Origin of the sequence: Sphingobacterium sp. T2, from assembly GCF_000814685.1 — a bacterium.
GTDB lineage: Bacteria > Bacteroidota > Bacteroidia > Sphingobacteriales > Sphingobacteriaceae > Sphingobacterium > Sphingobacterium thermophilum.
This window is the reverse complement of sequence record NZ_JXAC01000023.1, coordinates 1-25,843: the sequence shown is the minus strand read 5'-3', so window position 1 is coordinate 25,843 and position 25,843 is coordinate 1. Positions and strand designations below refer to the sequence as shown.

The window sequence follows — 25,843 nt, the reverse complement described above, 5'->3', positions numbered from 1 at the left end:
AATTTTAAAACCACGAAATTATGACACCAATATTAGCAGAATATCTTGGTACAGCCGTAATGATTCTTTTGGGAGGAGGTGTTGTGGCCAACGTAGTACTCAACAAGACCAAGGGAAACGATTCCGGCTGGATAGTTATCTCCACAGCATGGGCTCTCGCCGTGTTTGTGGGCGTAAACATAGCCGCTCCATATAGTGGAGCTCACCTTAACTGTGCAGTAACCCTTTCTGTGCTCATGAGGGGAGAGATGGATTTCAGCACAGCTCTTCAGTATATGGCAGCTCAATTTGCTGGTGCCATGACAGGAGCGTTTTTCGTATGGGCTATGTACAAAGACCATTTCGATCAGACAGAGAATATGCATGCCAAACAAGCTGTCTTCTGTACTGCTCCAGCTATAAAAAATCTTCCTAGAAATTTGTTGAGTGAAACGTTAGGTACTTTTGTACTAATTTTCACGATTCTAAATTTCCAGGACGCTACGCTTAATCAAGACACCCCAACAACTATAGGTTTAGGCTCTATAGGAGCGCTGCCTGTAGCATTCTTGGTGTGGGCCATAGGCTTATCTTTAGGCGGAACTACCGGTTATGCTATAAATCCGGCAAGGGATTTAGGACCTCGCATTATTCACGCCTTGCTGCCTATAAAAAACAAGGCTTCTTTCAATGCGGAATATGCTTGGGTACCGGTAATAGGTCCTATGTTGGGAGCAGCTCTAGCAACACTTCTATACTCGGCAATAATTAAATAAAGGAGGGAATAAAAGACATTTAAAACAAACAGATAACTAAAACCAAAAGGATAACCAAATATTATAGCTTAATATTAGCATAACATTATGCTAATATTGGCTTTGCACTTTCGCACAAAAATAAACAATTAGACCTACGTTCCAAGGGGTAGTAATTGCGTCTCAAGAAGGACCTGAATTACGTCTACAAAAATTTGAAGACATGCTGTATCCTTCGGGTAAGCTGTATCCAGGATGGCCAGAAACTTTCGAGGAGCCATATCAAGGTAAAACAAGTTATAACGTAAGTGCTACGCAAAATTTGTTGACCATGTCTACAGGAACTTGGTACTTATATTATGTTATTCAAGGAGAGACTGCAGGTCGTGATCGTATAGTGTCAGGAAAACAGGCCTTACGGTTCCAGCAAAACCTTTCGTATAGTGCGTTGGCACAGATGAACTTCGACGTGCCTAATGGTGCCTCGAAAGTTACCTTCTGGTATGGTTCCTACTATACGGATCAATCTTGTACATTCCAATTGGAGTATTCGGTAGATCAAGGACAGACATGGCATCGTATAGGAGATCCTATCAGCGACGCACACCCCACCTCGCAAAGTCAGACGCCTAAACAAGCCGTATTCATGATGAATATCAAACAGCCTGTTCGTTTCCGAATCAACAAGTTGGGCTTAGGAACAAGTAACAACACCGTTTCCAACGGACGTTTGGGAGTTGATGATTTTGCAATCTATCAATACTTCGAGAACAACTAAACTTGCAACCTATATCAAGCTATCAGTCAGCGCAAGCTGGCTGATAGCTATTTTTAACCCTAACTAACACCAATTATGAAGACACGTTTTTTCATACACGTTTTAAGCATCTTCCTGCTGACTTTCGGAACCTTATTTCTCTCCTGTAGCAAAGACGGCGGTTCATCCACTACTACCCCTCCTACAGATGAAACAGGAAAGCCTATAACCATTACCGAGTTGTCCTTAGCTTCTTCCTACCTTATTGACAACAGCAAAACATTCACCATTGGAGGAAAAGGATTTGAAAAAAACGACGTCATATTGCTGAAAAAAAAGGAATTCTTCTCAACAATATATATTCACCATAAAACAGCTCAAGGACAATGAGATTGTAGTCGAAACCAAAGACAACATTCCTGCTGATACATACGAAATATATATACAACGCGACAATAAGAGTAAACTTCTCGGCGAAACAACCATTACTATTGTTTTTAACGCCAATATTCCGGATAAGCAAGGAATGAACATAAAAGGATCGGTATATAGCCAAGGCAAAGGAGTGCCAAACGTAGTCGTGTCGGACGGAGAGACGGTGACCACCACGGACGAAAATGGTATCTATTACCTTTCATCCAACAAAACTAATGGATTTGTCTTCGTATCTATACCTTCCAATTACGAAGTTGCCGTGACAAATTCCATTCCTCAATTCTACAAGCCTATCTCTTCTAGCAAGGAGAAAATAGATCTTGTAGATTTCGAACTTATCCCTGCCAACAATGAAAATCATGTCGTAGCGTTCTTGGCAGACATGCATATCGCCAACAGAAACGACGACATTGCACAATTCAGAAACGGTTTTGTAAACGATATAAACACGCTAGCTAATCAAGTAAAGGGACAAAACAAAAAATTCTATGCCATTACTGTAGGTGACCAGACATGGGATCTGTATTGGTACTCCAACAATTTTGGATTAAGGGAGTTTAAGAACCTTATCAAGGATTTTAACTTTCCGATATTCCATGCTATGGGAAATCACGACAATGACCCCTATGTGGCAAACGATTTCCTTTCTGAAAAACCTTTCCGTGAAAATTTCGGCCCTACCTACTATTCTTTCAATCTAGGTAAGGTACACTATATCGTATTGGATAATATCATATACATCAACACTGGCGGTGGTCTAGGAATTATAGGCAGCAGAAACTATAATGCCACATTAACCCAAAATCAGATAGACTGGTTAAAAGCAGACCTTGCCACTATCACCGATAAGTCCACGCCAATAGTGGTGGTGATGCACATTCCGCTGCACAACGTCCCTAATGTGAACAACGTATATTCAAGCCGACTTACCAATTACAATGCTTTCATGTCCGCACTTTCGGGCTTCGAAAACGTGAAAGTAGTTAGTGGTCATACCCACTACAATTACAGAATTCTGCCTAATAACAGTACTAACACCAACGTGACAGAATACAATATCGCAGCGATATGTGCTACATGGTGGTGGACAGGTCGCTCCGGCTATGCCGACAACCATATCAGCAAGGATGGCAGTCCCGGAGGATATGGCGTCATGGAAAATAGCGGCAAAGACCTTAGATTCTACTACAAGAGCATAGGCTTCGATAAGAACTATCAGTTCAGAGCATACGATCTTAACAAAGTTCATATCACAGCGGACGCCTTCGCTCCTAATGCCAATGCCACTTATAAGTCGCAAGTTGCCGAATATGCAGGAGAATATGCTGTCGTAAATGACAAAAACCAAATCCTAATCAATGTATGGGGTTATCAGCCAAACTGGAAAATTACCGTGAAAGAAAACGGCAACAACCTTACCGTTAGCCGCGTGAATAAGAAAGACCCACTTCATATTATCTCTTATGAGCTGAAGCGTTTGAATGCCAATGCGGCCCCTACATCGGATTTTGTTACGAACAACACGTCACACTTATTTTTGGTTACGGCATCCAGCCTACATCGACCATAGAAATTACGGTGGAAGATGAATACGGCAATAAATATCAGGAGACGATGACCCGACCAAAGACGTTTAATACGGCAATGAAATAACGAAAAAGAATAAACATACTTTCATCGTATGTTTATTCTTTTTTATTGATGTATATTAGAACACTTAAATCTGTATCTATGCGTAAACCTTTAAAAATATCATTAGCAATTGTTTCTTTGATACTTGCCTCCACATCGTGTGCAGTAAAAAAAGAGCGTAATACTTATGTGGACTTCCCTAAATTTTCTTACGAAGCTCACCGTGGTGGTAGAGGCTTATATCCTGAAAACTCCATCGGCGGTATGAAAATGTCTATAGACTTCCCTATCGTCACCACCTTGGAGATGGATTCGACCAACATCACAAAGGACAAAAAAGTAGTAGTTTACCACGATGATTTCCTCAATCCTAAATTCGTGACCTACAGTGATGGATCAGAATTAAAGGGAAAAGACAATAAAGGATTGATCTATAATTACACCTACGAGCAACTTCAGCAGTTCGACTTGGGGTTAAAAGGCAATGTGGATTTCCCTCAACAGCGAAAAATTTCGACAAAGATTGCTCTTCTATCAGATCTTATTGACGAAGCAGAAAAATATGCTGCTTCCAAAGGCAAGAAGATGTTTTACAATATCGAGACTAAAAGTAATGAGAAGAAGGACAATGTGGCACATCCTGAGCCAAAAGAATTTTCGGACCTGATATTAAAAATCATTTTGGATAAAGGCAATAGACAAGAGAACAGTTATACAGTCTTTTGATAAACGTACTATCCAATATATAAACAAACAATATCCAACAGTTCGTACATCCTATCTTATCGACGCCAAAAACACCAAGACAGTTAAAGAGTTGGTAGAGGAGTTAGGTTTCAAACCTTTCATTATCAGCCCTAATTACAAAATCGTAACCGAGCAATTCGTAAAAGATGCCCATGCCATGGGTATAAAAGTTCTTCCTTGGACCGTAAATACTAAAGAAGAAATAGAGAAGCTAAAAGCATTGAACGTAGACGGAATTATTAGTGATTACCCTAATTTATTTTAAGAACAGAAGATAACATGTTAGGATTTTTAAAACCACCAAAACACAAAGAATTATTACCAGAACACCGTATAGATCCAGAATACAGAAAGCTGAGAATTCAAGTTTTCATAGGCATTTTCTTAGGATATGCGGCTTATTATTTTGTTCGTAAGAACTTCTCTTTTGCTGTCAAAGATTTACAAGATTCTTTAGGCTATTCCAAGGCGGAGCTGGGCTTAGCCATGTCAGCCATATCCATTGCATATGGGATAAGTAAATTTGTGATGGGAAATGTTTCTGACCGAAGCAATGCCCGTTATTTCTTGGCTCTGGGTCTTGTATTATCATCGCTGACGATGATTTTCATGGGATTTTCATCCTTCGCCACCTCTTCCGTACTAGTCATGTTCATCCTTCTATTCCTTAACGGATGGTTCCAAGGGATGGGCTGGCCTCCATGTGGTCGTGTGGTAGTACACTGGTTTTCGATCAAGGAACGCGGTACGACTATGTCTATATGGAACCTAGCGCACAACGTAGGAGGTTTCTTGGTAGGCCCCTTAGCCATCCTCGGGGTAGAATTATTTGTTGATTGGCAAGCTAGACTGTATTTTCCGGGCTTAGTGGCTATCCTTTTCGCCATTATTGCGGTACTAACGGTAAGAGACACCCCACAGTCTTGTGGCTTACCTCCTATCGAGAAATACAAAAACGACTATCCGAAGAGCTATGAAGAGTCCCAAGAACAGGAGCTTACTGCCAAAGAAATTTTCTTCAAATATGTTTTCAACAATAAGATGCTTTGGTTTATCGCTATAGCCAATGCATTTGTTTACCTGGTAAGAAACGGTATTGTCAACTGGGCTCCTACCTTTTTGCAGGAGGCCAAAGGCTATTCGTCATCGGAGGCCGCATGGGCAGCCTCTATCTATGAGCTTGCCGCAATTCCTGGCACTATCCTTTGTGGTATCATGAGTGATAAGCTGTTTCAGGGTCGTCGTGCTCCTGTTACCATTATCTTCATGGCAGCCACCTTCATCGCCGTATTCTTTTATTGGGTTACGCCAGGCTCTTCACCATGGATTATCAATATTGCTCTTTGGGCTATAGGCTTCTTGATCTACGGTCCGGTGATGCTTATCGGCGTGCAGGCCCTAGATCTCGTTCCTAAGAAAGCTGCAGGTACCGCTGCTGGGCTTACAGGCCTCTTCGGCTATTTCATCGGAGATATGTTGGCCAATGCGGCCCTTGGAGGTTGGTAGACAACAAAGGTTGGGATATTTCCTTCGAAGTGATTTTAGCTTCCTCTATCCTAGCGATTGTATTCACCGCCTTTACATGGAAAAAAGAAAAAGAAATCCTTAATGCATAAGGTTTAACCAAAATATATATTCCTTAATATTCCAAAAAAAGTCTTGTGAACATATCACAAGACTTTTTTGTTAAATTAGATATCACAAGTCAGAACTTATGAAGAAGAAACTTTTCAAAATCCTAAATGCTTTCAATAAGGCGGTCTTACCTAAATACAGCAAAAAAGACCCTTCCAAATTATCTAAGTTTCAACTAGCGATAGTAGCATACCGTTACTATGTACTTACCCGTTCCTTGGATTAACCGGCTATATCTTTTGGCAGATTTTTGATATGCATTTCCGTTTGCGGATAAGGAATTGTGATGCCTCTTTCATCAAGAGCCATTTTAATTTTCTCCTGAAGATGATTGTATATATCCCAATATTCATCACGGCTTATCCAACCCCGTACCGTCAAGTTTACTGAGCTGTCCCCTAGAGAACCCACAAATACTATTGGAGCCGGTTTTTTCAAAATTGATTTTTCTGCATGAAGAATTTGGAGAATCGCTTCTCGAGCGACTTTAATATTATCATCGTATCCTATCCTTATAACAATTTCAAATCTTCTTGAAGTAATTTTTGTATAATTCTTGATTACAGAATTGGCCAATGTGCCGTTCGGACTGAATACACTTATGCCATTGGCGTCCCTAAGAATGGTGTATAACAAATCAATCTTTTCCACCGTCCCACTAGCGCCGTTTTCACTATCGATATAATCACCAATTTCAAAGGGGCGGAATAAAAGTATCAAAACCCCTCCCGCGAAATTGGATAGACTTCCTTGCAATGCCAGCCCTACCGCTAAGCCAAAAGCAGACAATACCGCTATAAAGGATGTCGTCTGTATACCTACTGTACTAGCAACGGTTAGAATTAAAAGCGTATAACATACAAACTTTAACAAACTGAGAATAAACCCTCGAATAGAAATATCGATATTCCTTTTCTCAAACCTGGATTTTACAATCTTTAAAATCAAGCTAATAACGTATCGGCCAATAATTAGAATTAATAGACCCGCAATTATCTCCGGCACTTTTAATACTAAGAGGTCTATTAATTTTTCAATTCTTCCTTCATAATTTTCCATAAAGTCTTGCTATTAATTTTCTGTATCCGAAGAATATACAACTTTCAAATGAATAATACCTAGTTTTTAGATAACTTTATCGTATGATTTATCTGGACAATAATGCTACCACACGGGTGGATGATGCTGTATTGGACACTATGCTTCCCTACCTGAAGGAGGACTATGGCAATGCTTCCAGCTTGCAGCACAGACTAGGACGTGCGGCCAACCATGCTGTGGAAACCGCCAGAAAACAGATTGCCACATATTTTGGAGTATCGACAAAGGAAATTTTCTTTACCAGTGGCGCGACAGAGTCCATTAATATGGTATTACGGGGAATCTGGGAGAGATATCAACATCTAGGAAAACATATCATTACTACCAAAGCGGAACACAAAGCGGTACTATCCACCTTGGAAGCTTTACAGAAAAAAGGAGCCCGGATATCTTATCTTTCCTTAGATAAAGATGGGAATATTTCTCTCGAAGATTGGAACGTTCCATAACCTCAGACACCATATTGATGTGCTTCATGCATGCCAATAATGAAACCGGTGTAATACATCCCGTTGAGGAAATCGCCAAGATAGCCACCCAGCGGAAGGTTATCTTTTTTAGCGACACGACGCAGGCTATAGGCAAACTACCCTTCACCTATGGTGATTCGGGCATAGATGTATGTTGCTTTAGTGCTCATAAACTACACGGTCCCAAAGGTATCGGTGGTGTTTACATTCGACGCAAGTCCCGTCCCATACAGATTGAACCTCTCATCACAGGTGGTAAACAGGAAAATAGTCTGCGTGGCGGAACATACAACACTGCTGCAATAGCGGGTATGGGCAAAGCTTTTGAAATGCTCAGTGAGGCCACCCCCGGTGATATCGAAGCGAAAAGAAAGTATTTCGAAAACAGACTTACTGACGAGATTGAGGAGACGACTATACATGCAGCGCATGTACCAAGACTTTGCAACACCAGCAACATTCTTTTCAAATATGTACGGAGTGTGGAGTTGATGAGCAAATTGCCTGACATAGCTATATCATCGGGTTCGGCATGTGTGTCGGGAGATAGAGACCCTTCCCATGTACTTACAGCTATGGGCGTAGATGCCGAAGACGCGCTGTGCAGTATACGCTTCAGTCTTTCCAAATATACCACAAAAGAGGAGCTCGACAGCGCCATTGAAAAGATAAAAATGGCAGTACAATCTATCCGAAACAGCTCTCCAATCTGGCAGATGTATAAGGCCAACCTCTTATAAAAATGACAAAATTAATACCTTTTGCTATTGTCCGTTGCAAATTATTTACGAACTTTGTTTCAATCTTAAAAGATTAACAATTATGGTTACCGTAACAGAAAAAGCGAAAGAAAGAATCCTCCAGATTATGAAGGACGAGCAGTACGACGATAACTATTTCGTGCGTGTTGCCGTGGTGAGTGGCGGATGTTCCGGACTTTCTTACGACCTTAAATTTGACAACGAACAAAAACAAGGCGATCAGATCTTTGAAGACAAAGGCATAAAAATATGCCTCGACATAAAATCATATCTCTATCTGGCAGGAACAGAATTAGATTATTCTGACGGCTTAAATGGAAAAGGATTTGAATTCCACAACCCAAATGCTACAAGAACATGTGCATGTGGTGAAAGTTTTTCCGTTTAAGCAGCAACAAAATATAAAAAACAAGGAGCTGCATATATGCAGCTCCTTGTTTTTTATATTCACAACAAAAACTTTTTACAATTATTATTTTGATTGATATTGTATTAATTTTATTACAATTTATCACAAAAGATAACCAATTAGATTTAATAACTGAATGAGCAGAGATTTATTAAAAAGAGAGCAGGCTATAACATTTGTAAAGGATACTTTTTCGACATATCTAAAAAAAGCACTAAACCTAATTCCTATTTCATCACCCTTAATTGTCTTAGATGGCACGGGTATCAACGATGACCTTAATGGCATTGAAAGACCGGTATCATTCCCTATCAAAGCATTGAACGAGCAGCGTGCCGTAGTGGTCCATTCATTAGCCAAATGGAAGCGCATTCGTCTAAAAGAACTGGAATTAGAACCGGGTGAAGGTATTATCACCGACATGCGTGCTTTGCGTCCTGACGAGGATTACTCTCCTATACATTCCATATATGTAGACCAATGGGACTGGGAGAAAGTAATCTTGCCGGAAAATAGAAACCTAAGCTATCTGAAGCAGACAGTCAAAGCCATCTATCAATGTCTGGTGCAGACAGAAAAAGATGTAGAAGCCCAATACCCACATCTGAAAGCCGTTACTACCGGAAGACATTACTTTTATCTCCTCCGAGGAGCTGTTGCAACGTTATCCCGATCTGACACCTAAAGAGCGCGAAAATGAGATTGCAAAAGCTTATGGCGCGGTATTCATCTATGGTATTGGAGGAGTGCTCTCCAATGGTTTTGCCCACGACGGGCGTGCTGCCGACTACGACGACTGGAGTACACCGAACGAAGAGGGCTACGAAGGACTTAATGGGGACATATTGGTATGGAACCCCGTGATCCAAAGTGCATTCGAACTGTCTTCTATGGGAATACGAGTGGATAAGAAAGCCCTTCAGCGACAACTTGAAATACGTAACTGTCCGGAAAGAGCCTCATTAGCCTTTCATCAGATGCTATTGACTGATCAACTCACAGAATCTGTAGGTGGAGGGATTGGCCAATCGCGCGTATGCATGTTTATGTTGAAACTATCCCACATCGGGGAAGTGCAGGTAAGCATTTGGGACGAACATAAAAAGAAAAAATTGACGGAAGAAAATATATACCTATTATAAGAAGAGCTGCCTATGGCAGCTCATTCTATTTCAACAGTTTTACAGAATATAAATCCTTACGGCGGTCTTTGAGATTTTGTACCGTCCCATATTCATGCAGGTCGCGCAAAGCATATAAATCTACGTCAGCGATCAACACCATTTCGGCATTAGGGGTAGCCTCCGCCTTCACCGCATTATTCGGAAAGGCAAAATCCGAAGGCGTAAACACCGCTGACTGTGAATATTGAATATCCATATTGTTGACATGCGGCAGGTTGCCCACAGAACCGGCAATAGCCACATAGCATTCATTTTCAATGGCTCTGGCCTGTGCACAATGCCGTACACGCATATATCCATTCTGCGTATCGGTCATATAAGGAACAAAAAGTATTTTCATCCCCTGTTCTGCCAAGATACGTCCTAACTCCGGAAATTCTACATCATAACAAATCAATAAACCGATCTTGCCACAGTCAGTATCGAACACATTGACTTCGTTACCTCCCACCATTCCATAATATTTGAGTTCATTTGGCGTAATATGTATCTTACGGTACTGGTCTACATGCCCATTACGATGACACAAGTAGCTGGCATTATATAGTTTTCCGCGTTCGTAAAGGGGCATAGAGCCTGCAATGATATTTACGTTATAAGAGACGGCAAACTTAGAAATACGCTCCGAAATTTCTTTAGTGAAGCCGGCAAGCTTTTCCATGGCCATCCTCTCCGGAAGGTCGTTATAAGGGCGCATCAGCGGAGTATTAAAAAATTCCGGAAACATAATAAAGTCGGCACCATAATCACTCACCGCATCCACAAAGAACTCCACTTGGTCGTAGAAATCTTCCAAATCTTCGAAAAGACGCATCTGCCACTGCACTAACCCCAAACGAATGGTTTGTTTCGTAGCTGAACTAGCCCTGGCATTAGGGTCGTAATAAATGTTGTTCCACTCCAGGAGGGTGGCAAATTCTTTGGATTCCGAATCTCCGGGAAGATAATTCTTAAGGATTTTCTTCACATGGAAATCATTAGACAGCTGAAAGGTAAGTGTAGGGTCATATATTTCCTTACGTTTTACCTTTTCGATATATACGCGCGGACTCATCTCATCCGCATAATTATAGTAGTTTGGAATACGTCCTCCGGCAACTATGCCTTTGAGGTTCATCTGCTCACAAAGCTCCTTGCGGCTATCGTACAATCTTCTACCGAGTCGTAGGGAACGATAATCCGGATGTACGAACACCTCTATGCCGTACAGCGTATCACCGTTGTAGTCGTGCTTGGTAAACTTTCCATCATCCGTGATTTCCAAATAAGAATCTTCAATAGACGTTTTTTTGGAATCTATTATTATGGAGAGCGCACAAGCTACGACATGGCCATTGGCCTCCACACAAAACTGACCTTCAGGAAAGATATCTATAAGGTCTACAATATTTTCCTTAGACCATATCCCTCCAATACCATGATATGCCTTCGACATGGATTTCCGCAAATCAGCATAATCCTTTTTCGAAAGCAATCGAACATGAATATCCATAAATTGAATAATATTTTTGGTATAACAATTCGAACTCTCAAATTGTTTGTTATAAAACAATAAAAAAAGTAACCTCATCCAATTGATGAGGTTACCTACCCAAAGCTAGTTAAATTTATTATTGTTTATTGATTTTTTCTTCTAGCATTTTGATGAAATAGCCCCCCACTACCGAACGGGCTTTAAAGCCGGCACGAACTGGCTTATCCGTATAAATCCAATCCGACATGGGCAGACGGTCTGTGGTCTCATGCATAAAGTTATATACTGGAGTGATAAACTTCCGGAAAGTATCTATGTCTTCAGCCATGGTAGCGGTCCACATAATCCAATCTGTCTTCGTGTAAGTACGTCTGTTATCCAAAGGCAGACCATACTTATTTTGTTTGGTAAGATAATATTGGATTTCCGTCTGAATGATGTCTTCATCAAAAATATGCATCCCTAAAATCTTATCCCAGACCAGATTATACTTTTGGCTCCAGGTCCCGGACTTATCGAAGGTAAGCTTATAGTGGTCGCCATCTGCCGCCATCACTTTCCATATTGAAGCCATCTCTTTGGCTTTAGCTATATATTTTTTCGCCACATCATTCATTCCCAACATTTTGGCAAGATGACCGTAAGCAGCTATGGCTACAATAGCTTTTACAGAAAGGTTGGCATTATGGGCAAAATGGCCTGCGAAGTCATCCGTACACAGCTGGTTGTCGGGATCCTGTCCATGTTCGACAAGATAGTCTGTCCAGGTGGTCAATACTTCCCAATGTTTTCTGGCATATTCGGCATTCTGCTCCATGCGCGCTATCGCATAGGTCAGGATAACCATATTTCCGGACTCTTCCACAGGCATATCACCCCCATAGGTCTGTCCATTGGCAAGCGGATAAGTGCCGACATCATGCGCCGCAAAAGGCTTTTTCCACCGCTTGCTTTCACTATAGTAAAATATGTGGTTGAGTAAGCCTTTAGCCAGCTCAGGATTATAATATAAATATAGAGGAGCTGAAGGATATGTCACATCCACAGTACCTATAGAGCCATTGCTGTCATTCTCTTTGGAAAGCCACAGCAAATCACCATTAGGAGCTTTTACAAGTTTATGGGCAGCAATAGACTGACGGTAGGCGAGCGCTGTCAACGATGCATATTCTTTGCCGCCTACACGCATGGCCGTGTTCCACAACTCCACATCAAACTTTTCACAAGCGGTCTTTAATGTTGCAAATTCTTTATGGGCAGCTTCGAATTGTTTCTCTATAGAGCTATCTTCATTTCTATTCCAATAGGGCCTTAAATTCTGTCCGAAGTACTGAATAGAATATATATCATCATATCCCAACAGGATCTTGTCGGAATAGCTTTTACTCACCGCAAAGTTTTGCGTTAAGACCAGCTGTCTTCCTTTATCTGAAGAGTCCAGTTTGTTGTCATTCATAAATGCCGAGCGTAAGGTTAGTCCATCTCCTGTGGCGGTTCTTGTCTTGGAAGCATCGGCAGCCATATAAAAATATCCCCAATCTATACGGAGATCATCCCCCTTCTTGCCGAGGATTTCCTGACTTTTGCTACCAGTCTTAACATATGCCAATCCTCCAGACTTATATTGTGCCAACGTGGACTCTTGCAGAGGATGGTTTAGCGCCCAGTTAGTAGAGGCTTCCACATACAGCTGTACCTGGTGTTTTTTCCCGTCTAAGGATTTCACTGTGTAGGCCAAATAGTTTACAGGACGAGACACCAAATCCAGATTTTCCAGCAATAGAGGTGCTATAAAAGAAACCTCAAGGCGTACGGGGCCACAATCGAACTCGTAGTGCGTTTGTGTGGCCTGCACATTTACTGACAACTGTTTGGCTGCCTGAGGAAATATCACACTATTCTTCTTTTCTGTATATAGTCCGAAATCGAAATAACCATTAGCTACGCGGTTATAACAGTATCCGGCTAGCACATTTTTGCCCTTTTTAAGAGTTTTTACTGCAGCTTCTGGCAGTTTTACCCTTCTATTTTTTCCTGTCGCTTGTCCGGTGTTGGCCACTTCTATTCCATTTACATAGATAATGGCATCATCATCGTGGGTAAACTCCACGTAGACAGGTTTCCCCTGCAAATCCTCATTCAGGTAAAACTCCCTACGTACCCATATTTTTGGTTCCCGCCAATCTGTTTTGGCTGCAGGCTCTTTATCCTTTGTTCCGAAAGGAGCTTCTCCTCTTTTCCATCCTTCATCCGAAAAGTCAACATTCATCCAGTCGGCGGAAGGTTCTTGCATCGTAAATTTTGCGGACCACCCAGCCTGTTCCGCCATTTTGGCGATGGCTTCCAGCTCAATATCTTCCTTTCCCATAAATCTATATGCTACGCCGTCGACTTTCAGTACTCCCAAGAGCGGAAAAGGCTTACCTGTCCAATGACGCACTGCATCATCGTATAGGTTATCACTATAGGACCAAGCACTGGTATTAGGATCAATGGTTATCAGCGGAAAGGCAGGAGCACGAAGCTCATTTCTGTTTGCCTGCCTTTGTGCTGATACCCCTAAAAAAGCACACAAAAAGATAGCTACAAGTGTAATTTTCAATTTAAAATTCATGATATCATTTAATCTTGAGACCGGTTTAGGTTTTAATGTTTGTATAATTTACTATGCACTTTAAATAGCTCACTTTCAGGAATTTTAACTACCTTTCTGTCGTATGTCATCAAGCCATTGGTTTCTACCTCTACGTCCGTAGTCTGCGTATACACGGCCGCAGAAAGCCCCATAGGAATTAATTTATCCAGCTTATCGATCAGCTGTTTATAGCGATTAAATAATTCTTCTTTATTTTTGAAGGTCTGGTAACCCCAATTGTCTTTTTGTTGCCATGTATGACCTTCCACAGGCAGTCCTAATCCACCAAACTCTCCAAGAGCCAAGATCTGCTTATCGCCAAAGACGTGTGGGTCAGGCATAGCCGCATCAGGATAATTGTGAATGTCAAGGATATGTCCTGTATACATAAAGTTTCCGCCGCTGGCACTGTTTACCAGACGTGATGTATCGAAGTTCATGGTCCACTCCGTAATCTCTTTGGTTTTGAATTGTCCCCAAGCTTCATTGAAAGGCACCCACACGACAATTGACGGATAATTGTGTAAGGACTCCATAATATTTTTCCATTCCTTACGATAGTAGCTTTCAGATTCCGGCGAACGTTGCTTATCTCTGTTATTTCCAGAAATTTTTCCCGGCTGCATATCCCAAGCATTACCTCCTAAATCTCCACTTGGCATATCCTGCCATACCAATATTCCTACGCTGTCGCAATGACGATACCAGCGTGCAGGTTCCACCTTTATATGCTTGCGGATCATGTTGAATCCCATTTCTTTAGTTTTGATAACATCGAATTTCAATGCCTCGTCCGATGGTGCTGTATGCAAACCATCCGGCCACCATCCTTGGTCTAAAGGTCCAAACTGAAAGACAAATTCATTGTTAAGCATCATACGTTGAATGCCGTTTGCATCTTTCTGCATCGAAATTTTGCGCATCGCGAAATAGCTTTTGGCTTTGTCTATAACCTTACCTTTTCGAAGCAGTAGTATTTCCAAATCATACAGCTTAGGATTAGAAGGAGACCAAGCCTGAAGATTAGGCACATCGATTTCCAAAGCGGTATTGACAGTACCTGTCTTTTGCGTAATCTCTTGTTGTCCGTCGAGCACCACTACCTTTATCTGGTCACCTGCATTTTCATTGGTGACGAAAGACTCTACAGTCAGTTTCTTTGCATCAAATTGCGGAGTATGCTTGGTCTTAACAATATAGGATTTAGGCACACTCTCGACCCATACCGTTTGCCATATTCCAGTAACTGGGGTATACCATATACCATGCGGATTTTTTATCTGCTTACCACGAGGTTGAGGACCATCGTCGGTTGGATCCCATACTTTTAATATTATATCCTGTTTAGCACCCTTCTTCACAAAGGAAGTAATATCCATGGTAAAAGGATCAAAGCCGCCCTCATGCGTTCCTACATGCTTGCCGTTGACATAGACGTCACAGCGCCAGTCTACAGCACCAAAATGTAAGAGTATATTATCTTTATTGACATTCTTGTTCAAGGTTATTGTACGGTGGTACCATAAAGCTTTGTCTTTCCCTACAATTTTACCTACCCCTGACAGGCCGATTCTACGGCAAAAGGCACTAGGATTTTACCCTCCCACTGTTCCGGAAATGCTGTTCTGTCGGCATCAGTGATGGCGTAATTCCACAATCCATTAAGGTTTTGCCAATTGTTTTCTCTGACCAACATAGGTCTTGGATATTCCGGATGAGGATTTTCGGGGTTCACCTTTTCCCCCCAAGAGGTCATAATTTTGGATCCTGCAGGCTTCCAATCCTGGGCAAAAGAGAACTGCGAAGCCAGCAATAAACATGCTAATAAAATCTTCTTTTTCATCTGAATACTTTAATTGTAATAATGTTAGTTGACTACCGGGAATGCAGATACTCTGAGGCGTGCTGCTCCCATAGGTATGAGTTCTATAAGTTGTTCTTTGGTTTCTGTAACGATAGGACTTTCCGGCAGTTCTGCCGTAAGACCATAACGGTCTATACCCCATTCCTTTAGTTGCTTGGCCTTCACAAAGATGGATATAGGTACAGCATCCGCCTCAAAAGGAAAGGAATCTTTTGGCCATTCGCGTGTTACGACTTTGAGCTTATGGACATTTTGCAGCTCACTTTCCACAATACCGAAGTTCCATTCGCTGCCGGGTAGGATTTCGTAGGAAGGCCATTTACTGGCGTCGGCATCTTCCTGCCATCGCGAGTCCCCTATGGCCGAAGATTTACTGTCTTTGGGTACATACTCTTCTTTGATCTTGAGTGAATAGGTTAAAGGGCCACGGCTTATACTTACCGATTTTTTATTCTTTTCCCACCTGTTGAAGGTGATATGCATTGGCAAATGAACTATCACTTTATCGCCATCCTGCCATGCACGATCAACCTTAAAATATTTGGCTCCCTCTCTCACACTATAGACTTTACCATTGACCGACACCTGAGGATTTTGAGCCCATTGGGGGATGCGAAGGTAAAGAGGAAAATTTACTCTCTTTCCTTTGGTTATCACTTCAAAGCGGATGCTTTCCTCAAAAGGATAGTTGGATATTTGCTTTATCTGAATTTCCTCTTGTCGAGCTACTTTGACATTAACTGTCGAAGCCGCATACAGCACCACTGCGATGCCATTATCATTCGTCGCCATATAAAGATGTTCGGCATAATAGGGCCATCCTTGACTGTGATTATGTTGGCAACACCTCGAACTGAAAGGATTCATCATCAGGAAAGGGCCACTATTTTCTATACCTGGAGCGTGATTGCGGCTGTCGCTGATAGTCATATTAGGACTAGTGATATACCTTAGGGCTTTAAAGTCTGCTGTTACCGCAGCAGGATAGGTGTTGAAGGCCACCTCCTCCGCATGGTCTGCCCAAAACGGATCTCCCGTTATTCCCAACAAAATTTCGTCGGAAGCCATCTGTTCTACCATTCCACAGGTTTCTACGCCTTGACGTGGATCCGTGTATCCCGGACGGGCATTCTCATCGGCGCCAAACATACCTCCCGGCACCTGTCCGAAAATCTCCCTGACAAAATTAAAGTTACGATAGGTCGCCAACAGGTCTTCTTGGGCATGACTTTTCAGAAAATAAGTCGCCGGCTCACGAAAGCCTTGAGCTATGTTGACATTATGCCAATTGGGAAGATCGTTATGCTTTCTCCAATTGGCCGTATTGCGATGAATCTTATCTGCCAGTTCTAGCAGCCACTCATTACCTTCCGTTCTGTTGTAAAGCCAATATACCGAAAGAAGATTGTCTCCTCCTCGACTATTTTCCCAATAATCTTTCAAGAAAAAACTATCCGGAAGACTATGCTGCCATTTAAAATATCTGGTCATCAGCGTTATCACACGTTGGTCTCCGCTATATTCATAATACGATTGCAGGCACCATAGCATGATCATGTTGCCCCAGAGGTCCGGCTTGTTATGTTTTAAAATTAGAGGTCCGAAATAACCATCTGGTCGCTGGCTGTTCAAAGCACCTTCTATCCATATTTGCGCCTCCTTTAGTATCTGCTCATCTCTCAGGATATAGCCTAAATGGGCATATCCTTTTAACCAATAAGGTACTTCCTCCCAGCCGTAATCGCCCGTGCCGTCCTTGCTGAGCCAAGCGTTATTTTTCTTATTAAGCCAAGCACTAATCTCTCCAAGCTTTCCTGTCAAGCCATCCCGCTGTAATTCTAGGTATCTTCCTAACCATCCTGCCGGACGTATACTTCCTACCGGAAGTTTAATCAAAACATTTTTACGTAATGGAGCCTTGTTGTTGACATAATTGACATTTGTAGGGGTAATAGGCAACGCATAAACCGACTCAGCACTTTCCTGCTGACCCCGGCTTACAGCACAAACAAGGACCATAAATACACTTAAAAATGTAAGTCTTAGCATGGATAGAAAGGTTTATAATTAGTATCTCTATTGTTTATCAAAGATAATCAGCCATTAGCAAGGAAAAATAGCATTTTATCTCAAAAAAATATCTTTTTGTATCAATACGTTTTTATCCTTGCAATTCCTTTTTTAATTAAAAGGATTATCTATTTTTGAAATAATAGACATCACGAAGAAAAAGTTTATCACCAATTATAAATCAACAGCCAGATAGATGTACAGACTAAAGATATGGTTTTGTTGGGTCATATTCTTGGGATGTTTACCGCACGGTAAAGCCCAGCCCTATTATTTCAACCGTTATCAGATAAACGACGGGCTATCCAACAATACGGTTATCTGCAGTATGCAAGACAGCTTTGGTTTTCTATGGTTTGGAACAAAGGATGGTCTGGACCGTTTCGATGGCAACAATTTCAAACATTTTGACATTCTCAATGAGGTAAGAAACACCATAGCCAACAACATCATTTCTTTGGTTGAAGATGAGCATAAAAATATCTGGATAGGCACGGACCAAGGTATATACATCTACAATCCATTCAAAGAATCTTTCCGGTTGCTAAACAAAGAATTTGCAAATGCGGATGTGCCTGTCATCGTCATTGATAACCATAATACTATTTGGTTTATTGCTGATGGTATAGTTCATCATCATATACCACAAAAAAACGCTACCGAAAGAATCCATAACCGTATTTCGGCCACGGCTCTTCACTGCGGGAAAAATGGACAAATATTTTTAGGAACCATAAGTGGACAGATTTTCGCCGTCAGCGATAAAGGTTGCTATACCGAAATCATTGACTTTTCAAAACTTTACGGCAACTCAGATTGGTACAGCATCCAAAAAATAACGGAAGATAAGGACGGTAACCTTATCATCGGCACGGCAAAGGCCGGGGTTGCCCGATTAACCTTATATGACAAAAAAGTCGATTGGTTTTTAGGATTACAGCAGCTGAATCAATTCTTATATGTGCGTGATATCCTTATAAAGAACGACCACGAATACTGGTTTGCCACCGAATCGGGATTGTTTATTTATCATACGGATACAAAAAAAATTACCAATATCCGCAAGTCGGAAGACAACCCTTGGGGAATTTCGGACAACGCGCTCTACAGTATCGTTAAAGACAGGGATGGCGGCATCTGGCTAACAACCTACTTTGGTGGCGTCAATTATTATAATGAAAACAACAACCTCATCGAGAAATTCATGTCTTCCAAACAAGGGGGGCAGCTTTTAGGTACTGTAGTACGTATCATAGCGAAAGACAAGCAAGGCAATATATGGCTAGGAACTGAAAACGGAGGGCTTAGCAAATTAAATCCCTCGACAGGAGAAATTGAAAACTATAGCGAACACAATGCTGCTCTCACCAACAATAATATTCATGGGTTACTTCCACTGGACGAAAAAATATTGCTAGGCACCTTTGTATATGGCATGGACATCTTCGATACCAATAAGAAAAGGGTTGTCACCCACATCGAACCCGATGGTAAGAACAATTCCGGCCTGAAAAGCAACTTTTTATACTATTTCTACACAAACCGTAAGGGAGAAGTGTTGGTTGCTTCTACGCAAGGACACTATAAGTTCGATCATAAATCCAACACCTTCCAAGAGATTACCAACGTTCCCTTGAATAATTCCTATACCACTATTACGGAAGATTGGGAAGGAAACATATGGCTTGGCACCTGGAGAGACGGTATTTACATGTATAATCCCGACAGTCCGGGGCACATACATTTTGTGCATGACCCACAGCAAGATAATTCTTTACCTAACAATAAGATTAACTGCCTATTTCAAGATCGTAAAGGCACGATATGGGTAGCCACAGAGGGAGGAGTGGCAAGAATCATCAAAGATAAAAGTGGGAAGCATCAGCTGAAAGCGGTGAGCCTCCATCTTCCCAGCAAAATTGTACTGGCTATCCTAGAGGATCGACAAGGCAACCTTTGGATTAGTACTTCCAAAGGATTAATACGCTATAACCCTTCAACACAACATCATCGCCTGTTTAACTTAGAATCCGGGCTACCTGCTATACAGTTCAACTATAATTCAGCATTCGATGATGGAGAAGGTACCTTTTATTTTGGCACCATAAACGGGTTAATACGCTTCTCTCCCGAAAAGCTTAACAAAATCAATTACAACCCAAACACGCCGATTTTCATTACCAAACTATTGGTAAATAACAAAGAAATAGACCTCAGAACAGAAAACACTGTTCTCACACAATCCATTCTCTTTACGGATGAAGTGGTATTGAAATACGATCAATCATCCTTTAGTTTGGATTTTACGGCCTTACAGTATGATGCTCCTAAGTCCATACGTTATAGCTACAAACTTGTAGGCGTCAATACGGATTGGGTGACAGTGACGCAAGCCAACAGAGCACATTTTACCAAAGTATTGCCCGGAACTTATGAGTTTGTCGTGAAAGCAGAAGACCCTAACGGCAACCCCATCTCTTCTATACGAACACTGAAAATAAAAATTTTACCTCCTTTCTGGGCTAGTATACCTGCCTTTATCATATATGCTCTTCTGTTCATCGGGCTGATAGCATTTATAGCTTATCACTTCAAAGAGAAAGTCAAACAAAGAAACCAGCAACACCTGCTGAAAATCCAAAACCTTCGTGAACAGCAACTCTATCAAGCTAAAATGGACTTCTATACCGATGTGGTACATGAAATCAGAACGCCGTTAACCCTGATAAAAGCACCTTTGGAGAAGTTAATCCTGAAAATTCCTGCTAATCCCGTGACGGACAAATTACTCCAAACAATTCAAAACAACACAGAGAGGCTAATAGAATTGAGCAACCAATTGTTGGACTTCAGAAAGGTAGACAATAAGGCATTCAAATTCAAATTTGAGAAAAAAAATATAGGTCTGCTTACCCAAGATATAATAACCGATTTTAAGGTAACGTTGGAATCTCAAAATAAAACCCTGCGCTCTTCCATTCCTCAACATCTGGAATGCTATATAGATGTAGAAGCTTATGAAAAAATTTGCACAAATCTATTGAACAACGCTCTGAAATATTCACATGCGTATATTGAAGTAGTACTGCAGCAAGATGACAAGCGAGAGTCATTGATTCTCACGATAAAAAACGACGGAAAGGTCATTCCTCCAGATGATAGAGCCTATATTTTTGAACCCTTCAGCAGATTGCAACGAAGCAAAAGCATTCCGGGAAGCGGCTTGGGCTTAGCATTAAGCCAATCCTTGGCACTTAAACTCCACGGAACGTTAAAATATGAAGTAGATAATAAAAATTTGAATACCTTTACTTTAGTACTACCACTAAACCAAACTCATATCTATGAATACGAAAGCTAATCTCTTGTTGATAGACGACCATGTCGAATTATTGGAATTTATTGCCGACGACTTGGCAGAAGATTATAATATCACCAAATGTACAAGTGCGGTAGATGCATACACCTTGATGGAACAGGAAAACTTCGACCTCGTAATCAGCGATGTGATGATGCCCGAGATGGATGGCTTTGAGTTTTGCGAAAAGGTAAAATCCAACATGAGCTTAGCACATATACCTATCGTCCTGCTTACAGCAAAAAACACACTGGAATCCAAAATCAAAGGTCTTGAACAGGGCGCGGACGCTATATTGAAAAGCCATTTTCATTAGCCTTTCTAAGAGCACAGCTGGCCAGTCTTCTGAAAAACAGAACCCGCATCAAAGAATTCTTCATTAAAAATCCTACTTCGCAAATACAACAGATTGGCCAAAATCAAAATGACAAGGAGTTTCTCAAAAAAATCGAAGAAATCATACTCCAAAACTTAGACAATCCCCAATTCAACGTGGATAAAATGGCTGATATCCTTTGTATGAGCCGTCCTACCCTCTACAGAAAGATAAATGTAGTGTCCAGCCTTTCACCCAATGAGTTGATTAATCTCACAAGACTGCGCAGAGCCGCCGAATTACTTGCCCAAGGTAACCTTAAGATATACGAAATATCCAATATGCTCGGTTATAGCTCGGCACAGCATTTTTCGCGAAACTTTCAAAAACAGTTTGGTATTACGCCTAGTGAATTTCAAAACAAAAAATCATAACAGGCTATACCTGACTAAAGATAAGTGGCAAACAACGCATATTGGGTTACATACGAAAACATAAACATGCCTTCTACATTGTTCTTCCGGGAATCCTTATCCCAGCCGCCTAATAAATCCCTAGGCAGTATCCCATCCTTATAATAATTAGAATAAGCATAGTTGAGGTTTACCCGAAAAGCCTGCACATATGTTAATACCGAAGGATCGTAGGGCAGCAAAGCTGTATAGCCTTTTAGCAGTACGGTATGAAACCAATTGTTAAAACCATCCGTAGGAAAAGAATAGTACCCTTTGAGCTGCTTGTCTGCCTTTGTCAAAATAAAGGAAACTAGCTTTTGCCAGAGCCTTAGCATCGTCTAGATAATCTTTTTGCTTAGTCGCCCGATAAAGATCGACGGCTCCGGAAAGCATGGTCCCTGAATTGTAAGAGTATGGCTTTCCTGTTGCCTTCAACAATTGTGTGTGCCCCCTATATCTCTGTCCTCCTACCTCTTCATAACGAATCTGACAATCCGGCGAACATTGCCCCATCATATCCCAATAAACACCTTGGTCATTCAATAAATGTCCTTTCTGCCAATGATAAATTTTCTTAGCAAACATTAAATAATAGTCTCTCTTAAGAAGCTTCTTTACTTTCCGAGTCTTTCTGTCTCTCGAATCGATATATCTATAGACTATCCTTATCGTTCTTTTTCTTATATAGTTCATGTAGCCAGACCAGAGCACTGATCATAGGCCCATTGCTGCATGCATGTTTTGTCACATAGCCCGGCCCCCATGATATTCCTCCATGTTCGTTTCCTTCTTCATCGCGAGTAGCATCCCAACCGTCTAAAACATATGCTGTAAGATATTCGGCCTGCTCTAGATATTTGCTATTCTGTGTCAAATCATATGACTCAAGGAGTTCACGTACCAACCACATTTGATCGTCGTATACATTCAATATACCCGTCACATTGGCTTTTCCTTTTTCTTCTGCCCTATTGACCGCATAAACCGTCCATTCTTTGGTCTGTGTAAAAGAAGTATATGTGAAAGTCCCCAGATAATAAGCAGCATTGTCATACAGCTTTTCTAAAAGGCCTTCATAATAAGCAACTTTACGAATAGAGATAGAATCTTTATGCTTATATAAAGCCCTTAATAAAGAGTTTGTGGCTTCTATGGCAGAGGTGTACATCCATACACTCGCCTTCTCTCCTCCCCGTACCTGTTCAAATGGATTATAGTATCTATACATTATAAATTGTTCTGAGACAAAAAAGTGCTTCAAGCCTTATCATAAAGATTTGCGCCTCGATAGAAATCATCAACTGATATACTACTATTTAATTTTTTATCACTTAAATTAAAAGAAGATAATCCAATTGTTGCTAAGCAAAGGAGACCATACAACCACCTGCGGGCGATACGAACGCTCAATTTCATAATAAAATATATTTAAGGTTTACTATCCTGCTAAATCGTATTTGGTTAACCGAATGTGGAATATAAAAATAAGCATTATTTTGCTAAGATATTTGAAACAAAATAACTCTCTAATGAGAAAATTTGCCTCTCATCTCTCTTTCATTATTAACTTTAAATTTGAGTAATCAATTATAAATCCTAGCACAAAGACATTTTAGCTATAAGTATTTTAAATAAACTGTAACGCAAAAGAAATAATTATATCCCGATATAATCTGTCGGTAACCAATTGTAAACATTACAGAACGCACATTCGATATCCTATCTATTGAATGACTAGTGATAACCAATTATAAGATATATGAGAAACAATGATATGTTCAATGTAACTCATAGTTCTCGTAAATACATAGTATTATTCATATGGATTTTAGGACTATGGTCATGTAAATCGGAAGAACAGAACACGACTTCTTCCTCTGTACCTTTCGACCCCATGCAGCCCGTTGTTGTCGAAGACTTTCAACCTAAATCGGGAGGAATGGGACAGCGCTTAATCATCTACGGTAAAAATTTTGGAACGGACCCGTCTATGATAACGGTGCTGATTGGAGGTAAGGAAGCAAAAGTAATTAGTTCCACTGGTGATGCTTTGTATTGTCTTGTACCACGCAAAGCCTTCAGCGGTGATATTGAGGTGCGTGTGGGGCCTAAAGACAACAAGGTAGTAGGAAAAGCTACAACACGCTTTCAATATGAACGCAAAATGGTCGTTTCCACAGTTATAGGTTACCGCAACGAACGCGGTGATGAACCTTGGAAAGATGGTAAGTTCAAAGATTCTGATCCAAACAAGATGGCTAGCGGTTTTTGGAATCAATCCTTTTTCAAATTCGACCCAGCCAATCCCAAACATCTTTGGGCTGTGTTTGACTTTAATAATGGATTGTATCTCTTCAACTTTGAAGACAGCACCGTGACTAAGGTACGATCCGATCTAGATAGACCTCGCAGTGTAGACTTCCACCCTAGATCACAAGTATATGATTGTGGCCGAAGACCGTGGTGGCGAAAATGACCGTGCGACCTATAGACTATCGCGTGACAGAAACTGGCAAGATCGAGAGGTATTAACCACCTATAAGCAGTGTAATGGTGCTTCCGTACACCCTGTCAACGGTGAGCTATATTTCAACAGCTATGAAAAAGGACAGTTTTTCCGCTTTGACCTCAACAAATACTTTGAGTCGGGACTGGGAGTAAAAGATTTTGAGCAACTTTTCGTTGTCCACGACCCACAATGGGAATACAAAATCATCATTCATCCTACAGGTAATTATGCTTATATAGTAGTTATCAACCAATCCTACATCCTTCGTGTAGATTATAATTGGGAGAAAAAAAGATTCAACCAACCCTATTTGGTCTGTGGACAGGTAAGAGGCCCCGGCTATGCGGACGGTGTAGGCTCTTCCGCACGACTTAACCAACCCTATCAAGGAGTATTCGTCAAGAATCCGGACTATGTAGCTGCAGGGAAACCCGATCAATATGATTTCTATTTCACCGACCAGCTCAACCACTGCGTGCGTATACTAACCCCTGAAGGCAACGTAACCACCTTTGCTGGACGAGGAAGCTCCAGTCTCAACAATAACCCTTACGGCTATGTGGATGGAGACCTCAGACAGGAAGCCCGCTTCGACAGACCTACAGGAATAGCATACAACGAAGAAGAAGGCGCCTTCTATATTGGAGATTATATGAATCACCGTATCCGAAAAATAGCGTTGGAAGAAATCGATTAATAATTCTTTAACCTAAGAATCATATGAAAAGCACTTTTGTACTCTATATATTACTGTTGCTCTGCACTTTTCAACTTTACGCGCAAGAGAAGTTTGAATTGACCGGTGTGGTGACAGACCAAAACCAGAAACCTTTGCAAGGCGTCAGCATCTTTATCAAAGATGCGCCCGGCTTAGGAACTGTATCTGATGCCAAAGGACAATTCAAGATTAAGGTCGAACAATATAAAACTAGTAGTCTTCAATTTTATTGGATACAAGAGGCAAGAGGTGCTTCTTGTGAATCAAAAAACGCTGAACATAGTATTAGAAGAAGCTGAAGCTAGTGTGCTCGAAGAAGTAGTCGTAACAGGAACAGGAACACAAAAGAAATTGGTAACTACAGGGGCCGTAAGCTCCGTAAATGTCAATGACCTTAAATCCAACCCTACTTCCAGTATTACCAACGCCCTAGCAGGAAATGTTCCGGGAGTGATGGCTATGCAGTGTCCGGAACAACCAGGAAAAAACATATCTGAATTCTGGATTCGAGGAATATCCACTTTCGGTGGAGGCTAACTGGATGGATGCCTTAGTGTGGATGGACAACATAGAACGTGA

At 41.1% G+C, this 25,843-nt stretch carries 27 protein-coding genes and 1 pseudogene; 19 read left to right on the top strand and 9 right to left on the bottom strand.

Annotated features, from left to right (window positions below):
• Nucleotides 1-20 precede the first annotated feature (20 nt).
• The 8 genes from SD31_RS02075 to SD31_RS16910 all read left to right on the top strand — a co-directional run bounded on the left by SD31_RS02075 (nt 21) and on the right by SD31_RS16910 (nt 6,166).
• Nucleotides 21-755: an MIP/aquaporin family protein gene (locus SD31_RS02075; protein WP_039052919.1), complete on the top strand. Its 735-nt coding sequence runs from the start codon at nt 21-23 to the stop codon at nt 753-755.
• A gap of 202 nt (nt 756-957) precedes the next feature.
• Nucleotides 958-1,512 carry a hypothetical protein gene (locus tag SD31_RS02070; protein ID WP_039052918.1) on the top strand — a complete coding sequence of 185 codons (555 nt, stop codon included), beginning with the start codon at nt 958-960 and terminating at the stop codon, nt 1,510-1,512.
• 75 nt (nt 1,513-1,587) lie between these two features.
• Nucleotides 1,588-1,881 carry a hypothetical protein gene (locus tag SD31_RS02065; RefSeq protein WP_039052917.1) on the top strand — a complete coding sequence of 98 codons (294 nt, stop codon included), beginning with the start codon at nt 1,588-1,590 and terminating at the stop codon, nt 1,879-1,881.
• Nucleotides 1,882-2,017: 136 nt separating this feature from the next.
• The gene (locus SD31_RS02060; protein WP_052258554.1) at nt 2,018-3,496 is read left to right on the top strand and encodes a calcineurin-like phosphoesterase C-terminal domain-containing protein; all 1,479 of its coding nucleotides are present in this window, start codon (nt 2,018-2,020) and stop codon (nt 3,494-3,496) included.
• Nucleotides 3,497-3,657: 161 nt separating this feature from the next.
• Entirely contained in the window at nt 3,658-4,284 is a 627-nt protein-coding gene (locus SD31_RS02055; RefSeq protein WP_231561068.1) for a glycerophosphodiester phosphodiesterase family protein, read from the top strand.
• Nucleotides 4,244-4,570, top strand: a complete 327-nt coding sequence (locus SD31_RS18075) for a glycerophosphodiester phosphodiesterase family protein (RefSeq protein WP_316929725.1) — start codon at nt 4,244-4,246, stop codon at nt 4,568-4,570. Before SD31_RS02055 ends, SD31_RS18075 begins: the two co-directional genes overlap by 41 nt.
• 14 nt (nt 4,571-4,584) lie before the next feature.
• Complete coding sequence (gene glpT, locus SD31_RS02050; RefSeq protein WP_231561067.1) at nt 4,585-5,811, top strand: glycerol-3-phosphate transporter; 1,227 nt, start codon at nt 4,585-4,587, stop codon at nt 5,809-5,811.
• Between the two features lie 208 nt (nt 5,812-6,019).
• Nucleotides 6,020-6,166, top strand: coding sequence for a hypothetical protein (locus SD31_RS16910; RefSeq protein WP_197053482.1), 147 nt, complete (start codon nt 6,020-6,022; stop codon nt 6,164-6,166).
• Here SD31_RS16910 and SD31_RS02045 read toward each other — a convergent pair.
• Entirely contained in the window at nt 6,163-6,999 is an 837-nt protein-coding gene (locus SD31_RS02045) for a mechanosensitive ion channel family protein (RefSeq protein ID WP_039052916.1), read from the bottom strand. The two genes, SD31_RS16910 and SD31_RS02045, sit on opposite strands and share 4 nt — an antisense overlap.
• An 83-nt stretch (nt 7,000-7,082) precedes the next feature.
• Between SD31_RS02045 and SD31_RS02040 the strand changes: the two are divergent.
• The 4 genes and pseudogenes from SD31_RS02040 to SD31_RS18060 all read left to right on the top strand — a co-directional run bounded on the left by SD31_RS02040 (nt 7,083) and on the right by SD31_RS18060 (nt 9,823).
• Nucleotides 7,083-8,251, top strand: a pseudogene (locus SD31_RS02040) (cysteine desulfurase family protein).
• Between the two features lie 82 nt (nt 8,252-8,333).
• Nucleotides 8,334-8,660, top strand: a complete 327-nt coding sequence (locus SD31_RS02035) for a HesB/IscA family protein (RefSeq protein ID WP_039052915.1) — start codon at nt 8,334-8,336, stop codon at nt 8,658-8,660.
• 157 nt (nt 8,661-8,817) lie between these two features.
• A complete protein-coding gene (locus SD31_RS18065; protein ID WP_231561064.1) occupies nt 8,818-9,366 on the top strand; it encodes a hypothetical protein in 549 nt (182 codons plus the stop codon).
• A complete protein-coding gene (locus tag SD31_RS18060; RefSeq protein ID WP_231561063.1) occupies nt 9,338-9,823 on the top strand; it encodes a hypothetical protein in 486 nt (161 codons plus the stop codon). Before SD31_RS18065 ends, SD31_RS18060 begins: the two co-directional genes overlap by 29 nt.
• Nucleotides 9,824-9,848: 25 nt before the next feature.
• On the opposite strand, the gene SD31_RS02025 is transcribed toward SD31_RS18060, so the two are convergent.
• The 5 genes from SD31_RS02025 to SD31_RS02010 form a co-directional block, all read right to left on the bottom strand.
• The gene (locus tag SD31_RS02025; RefSeq protein WP_039052925.1) at nt 9,849-11,357 is read right to left on the bottom strand and encodes a carbon-nitrogen hydrolase family protein; all 1,509 of its coding nucleotides are present in this window, start codon (nt 11,355-11,357) and stop codon (nt 9,849-9,851) included.
• Nucleotides 11,358-11,475: 118 nt separating this feature from the next.
• A complete protein-coding gene (locus SD31_RS02020; RefSeq protein ID WP_039052914.1) occupies nt 11,476-13,953 on the bottom strand; it encodes a glutaminase family protein in 2,478 nt (825 codons plus the stop codon).
• A gap of 32 nt (nt 13,954-13,985) precedes the next feature.
• Nucleotides 13,986-15,476, bottom strand: a complete 1,491-nt coding sequence (locus SD31_RS02015) for a glycoside hydrolase family 2 protein (protein WP_231561062.1) — start codon at nt 15,474-15,476, stop codon at nt 13,986-13,988.
• 50 nt (nt 15,477-15,526) lie between these two features.
• Entirely contained in the window at nt 15,527-15,817 is a 291-nt protein-coding gene (locus SD31_RS18055) for a hypothetical protein (protein ID WP_231561061.1), read from the bottom strand.
• Between the two features lie 24 nt (nt 15,818-15,841).
• Nucleotides 15,842-17,887 carry a beta-L-arabinofuranosidase domain-containing protein gene (locus SD31_RS02010; RefSeq protein ID WP_039052913.1) on the bottom strand — a complete coding sequence of 682 codons (2,046 nt, stop codon included), beginning with the start codon at nt 17,885-17,887 and terminating at the stop codon, nt 15,842-15,844.
• Nucleotides 17,888-18,104: 217 nt separating this feature from the next.
• On the opposite strand from SD31_RS02010, the gene SD31_RS02005 reads away from it, so the two are divergent.
• The 3 genes from SD31_RS02005 (at nt 18,105) to SD31_RS16900 (ending at nt 22,016) form a co-directional block, all read left to right on the top strand.
• The gene (locus SD31_RS02005) at nt 18,105-21,269 is read left to right on the top strand and encodes a two-component regulator propeller domain-containing protein (protein WP_082021767.1); all 3,165 of its coding nucleotides are present in this window, start codon (nt 18,105-18,107) and stop codon (nt 21,267-21,269) included.
• Nucleotides 21,253-21,582, top strand: coding sequence for a response regulator transcription factor (locus SD31_RS16905; RefSeq protein ID WP_052258553.1), 330 nt, complete (start codon nt 21,253-21,255; stop codon nt 21,580-21,582). The genes SD31_RS02005 and SD31_RS16905 overlap by 17 nt, the downstream gene beginning before the upstream one ends.
• Before the next feature lie 176 nt (nt 21,583-21,758).
• A complete protein-coding gene (locus SD31_RS16900; protein WP_231561060.1) occupies nt 21,759-22,016 on the top strand; it encodes a helix-turn-helix domain-containing protein in 258 nt (85 codons plus the stop codon).
• A 14-nt stretch (nt 22,017-22,030) separates the two neighbouring features.
• Here the strand turns inward: SD31_RS16900 and SD31_RS14705 are convergent, their stop codons facing one another.
• Genes SD31_RS14705 through SD31_RS19760 form a run of 3 tightly spaced genes read right to left on the bottom strand, consistent with a single transcriptional unit; the run spans nt 22,031 to nt 23,265 of the window.
• Complete coding sequence (locus SD31_RS14705; RefSeq protein ID WP_197053480.1) at nt 22,031-22,237, bottom strand: hypothetical protein; 207 nt, start codon at nt 22,235-22,237, stop codon at nt 22,031-22,033.
• Between the two features lie 40 nt (nt 22,238-22,277).
• Complete coding sequence (locus SD31_RS19765) at nt 22,278-22,730, bottom strand: glycoside hydrolase family 76 protein (protein ID WP_082021765.1); 453 nt, start codon at nt 22,728-22,730, stop codon at nt 22,278-22,280.
• Nucleotides 22,690-23,265 (bottom strand): glycoside hydrolase family 76 protein, encoded by a 576-nt coding sequence (locus SD31_RS19760; RefSeq protein WP_052258550.1) that lies wholly within the window; start codon nt 23,263-23,265, stop codon nt 22,690-22,692. Before SD31_RS19760 ends, SD31_RS19765 begins: the two co-directional genes overlap by 41 nt.
• A 531-nt stretch (nt 23,266-23,796) precedes the next feature.
• Between SD31_RS19760 and SD31_RS16895 the strand changes: the two genes are divergently transcribed.
• The 4 genes from SD31_RS16895 to SD31_RS16880 are packed head-to-tail and all read left to right on the top strand — an operon-like array spanning nt 23,797 to nt 25,801.
• A complete protein-coding gene (locus SD31_RS16895) occupies nt 23,797-24,513 on the top strand; it encodes an IPT/TIG domain-containing protein (RefSeq protein WP_197053478.1) in 717 nt (238 codons plus the stop codon).
• Nucleotides 24,479-25,243, top strand: coding sequence for a hypothetical protein (locus SD31_RS16890; protein WP_197053477.1), 765 nt, complete (start codon nt 24,479-24,481; stop codon nt 25,241-25,243). Before SD31_RS16895 ends, SD31_RS16890 begins: the two co-directional genes overlap by 35 nt.
• Nucleotides 25,244-25,266: 23 nt before the next feature.
• On the top strand, nt 25,267-25,563 hold the full coding sequence (locus SD31_RS16885) for a carboxypeptidase-like regulatory domain-containing protein (RefSeq protein ID WP_039052911.1): 297 nt from the start codon (nt 25,267-25,269) through the stop codon (nt 25,561-25,563).
• On the top strand, nt 25,523-25,801 hold the full coding sequence (locus tag SD31_RS16880; protein ID WP_039052910.1) for a TonB-dependent receptor plug domain-containing protein: 279 nt from the start codon (nt 25,523-25,525) through the stop codon (nt 25,799-25,801). The genes SD31_RS16885 and SD31_RS16880 overlap by 41 nt, the downstream gene beginning before the upstream one ends.
• The last annotated feature ends 42 nt before the right edge of the window (nt 25,802-25,843 follow it).

Excerpts from the sequence above, each read along its gene's own strand:
- SD31_RS02055 (WP_231561068.1), top strand. The coding sequence starts at position 3,658 with ATGCGTAAACCTTTAAAAATATCATTAGCAATTGTTTCTTTGATACTT.
- SD31_RS16910 (WP_197053482.1), top strand. The coding sequence starts at position 6,020 with ATGAAGAAGAAACTTTTCAAAATCCTAAATGCTTTCAATAAGGCGGTC.
- SD31_RS19760 (WP_052258550.1), bottom strand. The coding sequence starts at position 23,265 with ATGTATAGATACTATAATCCATTTGAACAGGTACGGGGAGGAGAGAAG.
- SD31_RS02045 (WP_039052916.1), bottom strand. The coding sequence starts at position 6,999 with ATGGAAAATTATGAAGGAAGAATTGAAAAATTAATAGACCTCTTAGTA.
- SD31_RS16895 (WP_197053478.1), top strand. The coding sequence starts at position 23,797 with ATGAGAAACAATGATATGTTCAATGTAACTCATAGTTCTCGTAAATAC.
- SD31_RS02060 (WP_052258554.1), top strand. The coding sequence starts at position 2,018 with ATGAACATAAAAGGATCGGTATATAGCCAAGGCAAAGGAGTGCCAAAC.
- glpT (WP_231561067.1), top strand. The coding sequence starts at position 4,585 with ATGTTAGGATTTTTAAAACCACCAAAACACAAAGAATTATTACCAGAA.
- SD31_RS02070 (WP_039052918.1), top strand. The coding sequence starts at position 958 with ATGCTGTATCCTTCGGGTAAGCTGTATCCAGGATGGCCAGAAACTTTC.
- SD31_RS02005 (WP_082021767.1), top strand. The coding sequence starts at position 18,105 with ATGTACAGACTAAAGATATGGTTTTGTTGGGTCATATTCTTGGGATGT.
- SD31_RS16885 (WP_039052911.1), top strand. The coding sequence starts at position 25,267 with ATGAAAAGCACTTTTGTACTCTATATATTACTGTTGCTCTGCACTTTT.
- SD31_RS02010 (WP_039052913.1), bottom strand. The coding sequence starts at position 17,887 with ATGCTAAGACTTACATTTTTAAGTGTATTTATGGTCCTTGTTTGTGCT.
- SD31_RS02025 (WP_039052925.1), bottom strand. The coding sequence starts at position 11,357 with ATGGATATTCATGTTCGATTGCTTTCGAAAAAGGATTATGCTGATTTG.
- SD31_RS02035 (WP_039052915.1), top strand. The coding sequence starts at position 8,334 with ATGGTTACCGTAACAGAAAAAGCGAAAGAAAGAATCCTCCAGATTATG.
- SD31_RS18065 (WP_231561064.1), top strand. The coding sequence starts at position 8,818 with ATGAGCAGAGATTTATTAAAAAGAGAGCAGGCTATAACATTTGTAAAG.
- SD31_RS16890 (WP_197053477.1), top strand. The coding sequence starts at position 24,479 with ATGATTGTGGCCGAAGACCGTGGTGGCGAAAATGACCGTGCGACCTAT.
- SD31_RS16905 (WP_052258553.1), top strand. The coding sequence starts at position 21,253 with ATGAATACGAAAGCTAATCTCTTGTTGATAGACGACCATGTCGAATTA.
- SD31_RS02065 (WP_039052917.1), top strand. The coding sequence starts at position 1,588 with ATGAAGACACGTTTTTTCATACACGTTTTAAGCATCTTCCTGCTGACT.
- SD31_RS19765 (WP_082021765.1), bottom strand. The coding sequence starts at position 22,730 with ATGAACTATATAAGAAAAAGAACGATAAGGATAGTCTATAGATATATC.
- SD31_RS02075 (WP_039052919.1), top strand. The coding sequence starts at position 21 with ATGACACCAATATTAGCAGAATATCTTGGTACAGCCGTAATGATTCTT.
- SD31_RS18055 (WP_231561061.1), bottom strand. The coding sequence starts at position 15,817 with ATGAAAAAGAAGATTTTATTAGCATGTTTATTGCTGGCTTCGCAGTTC.
- SD31_RS02020 (WP_039052914.1), bottom strand. The coding sequence starts at position 13,953 with ATGAATTTTAAATTGAAAATTACACTTGTAGCTATCTTTTTGTGTGCT.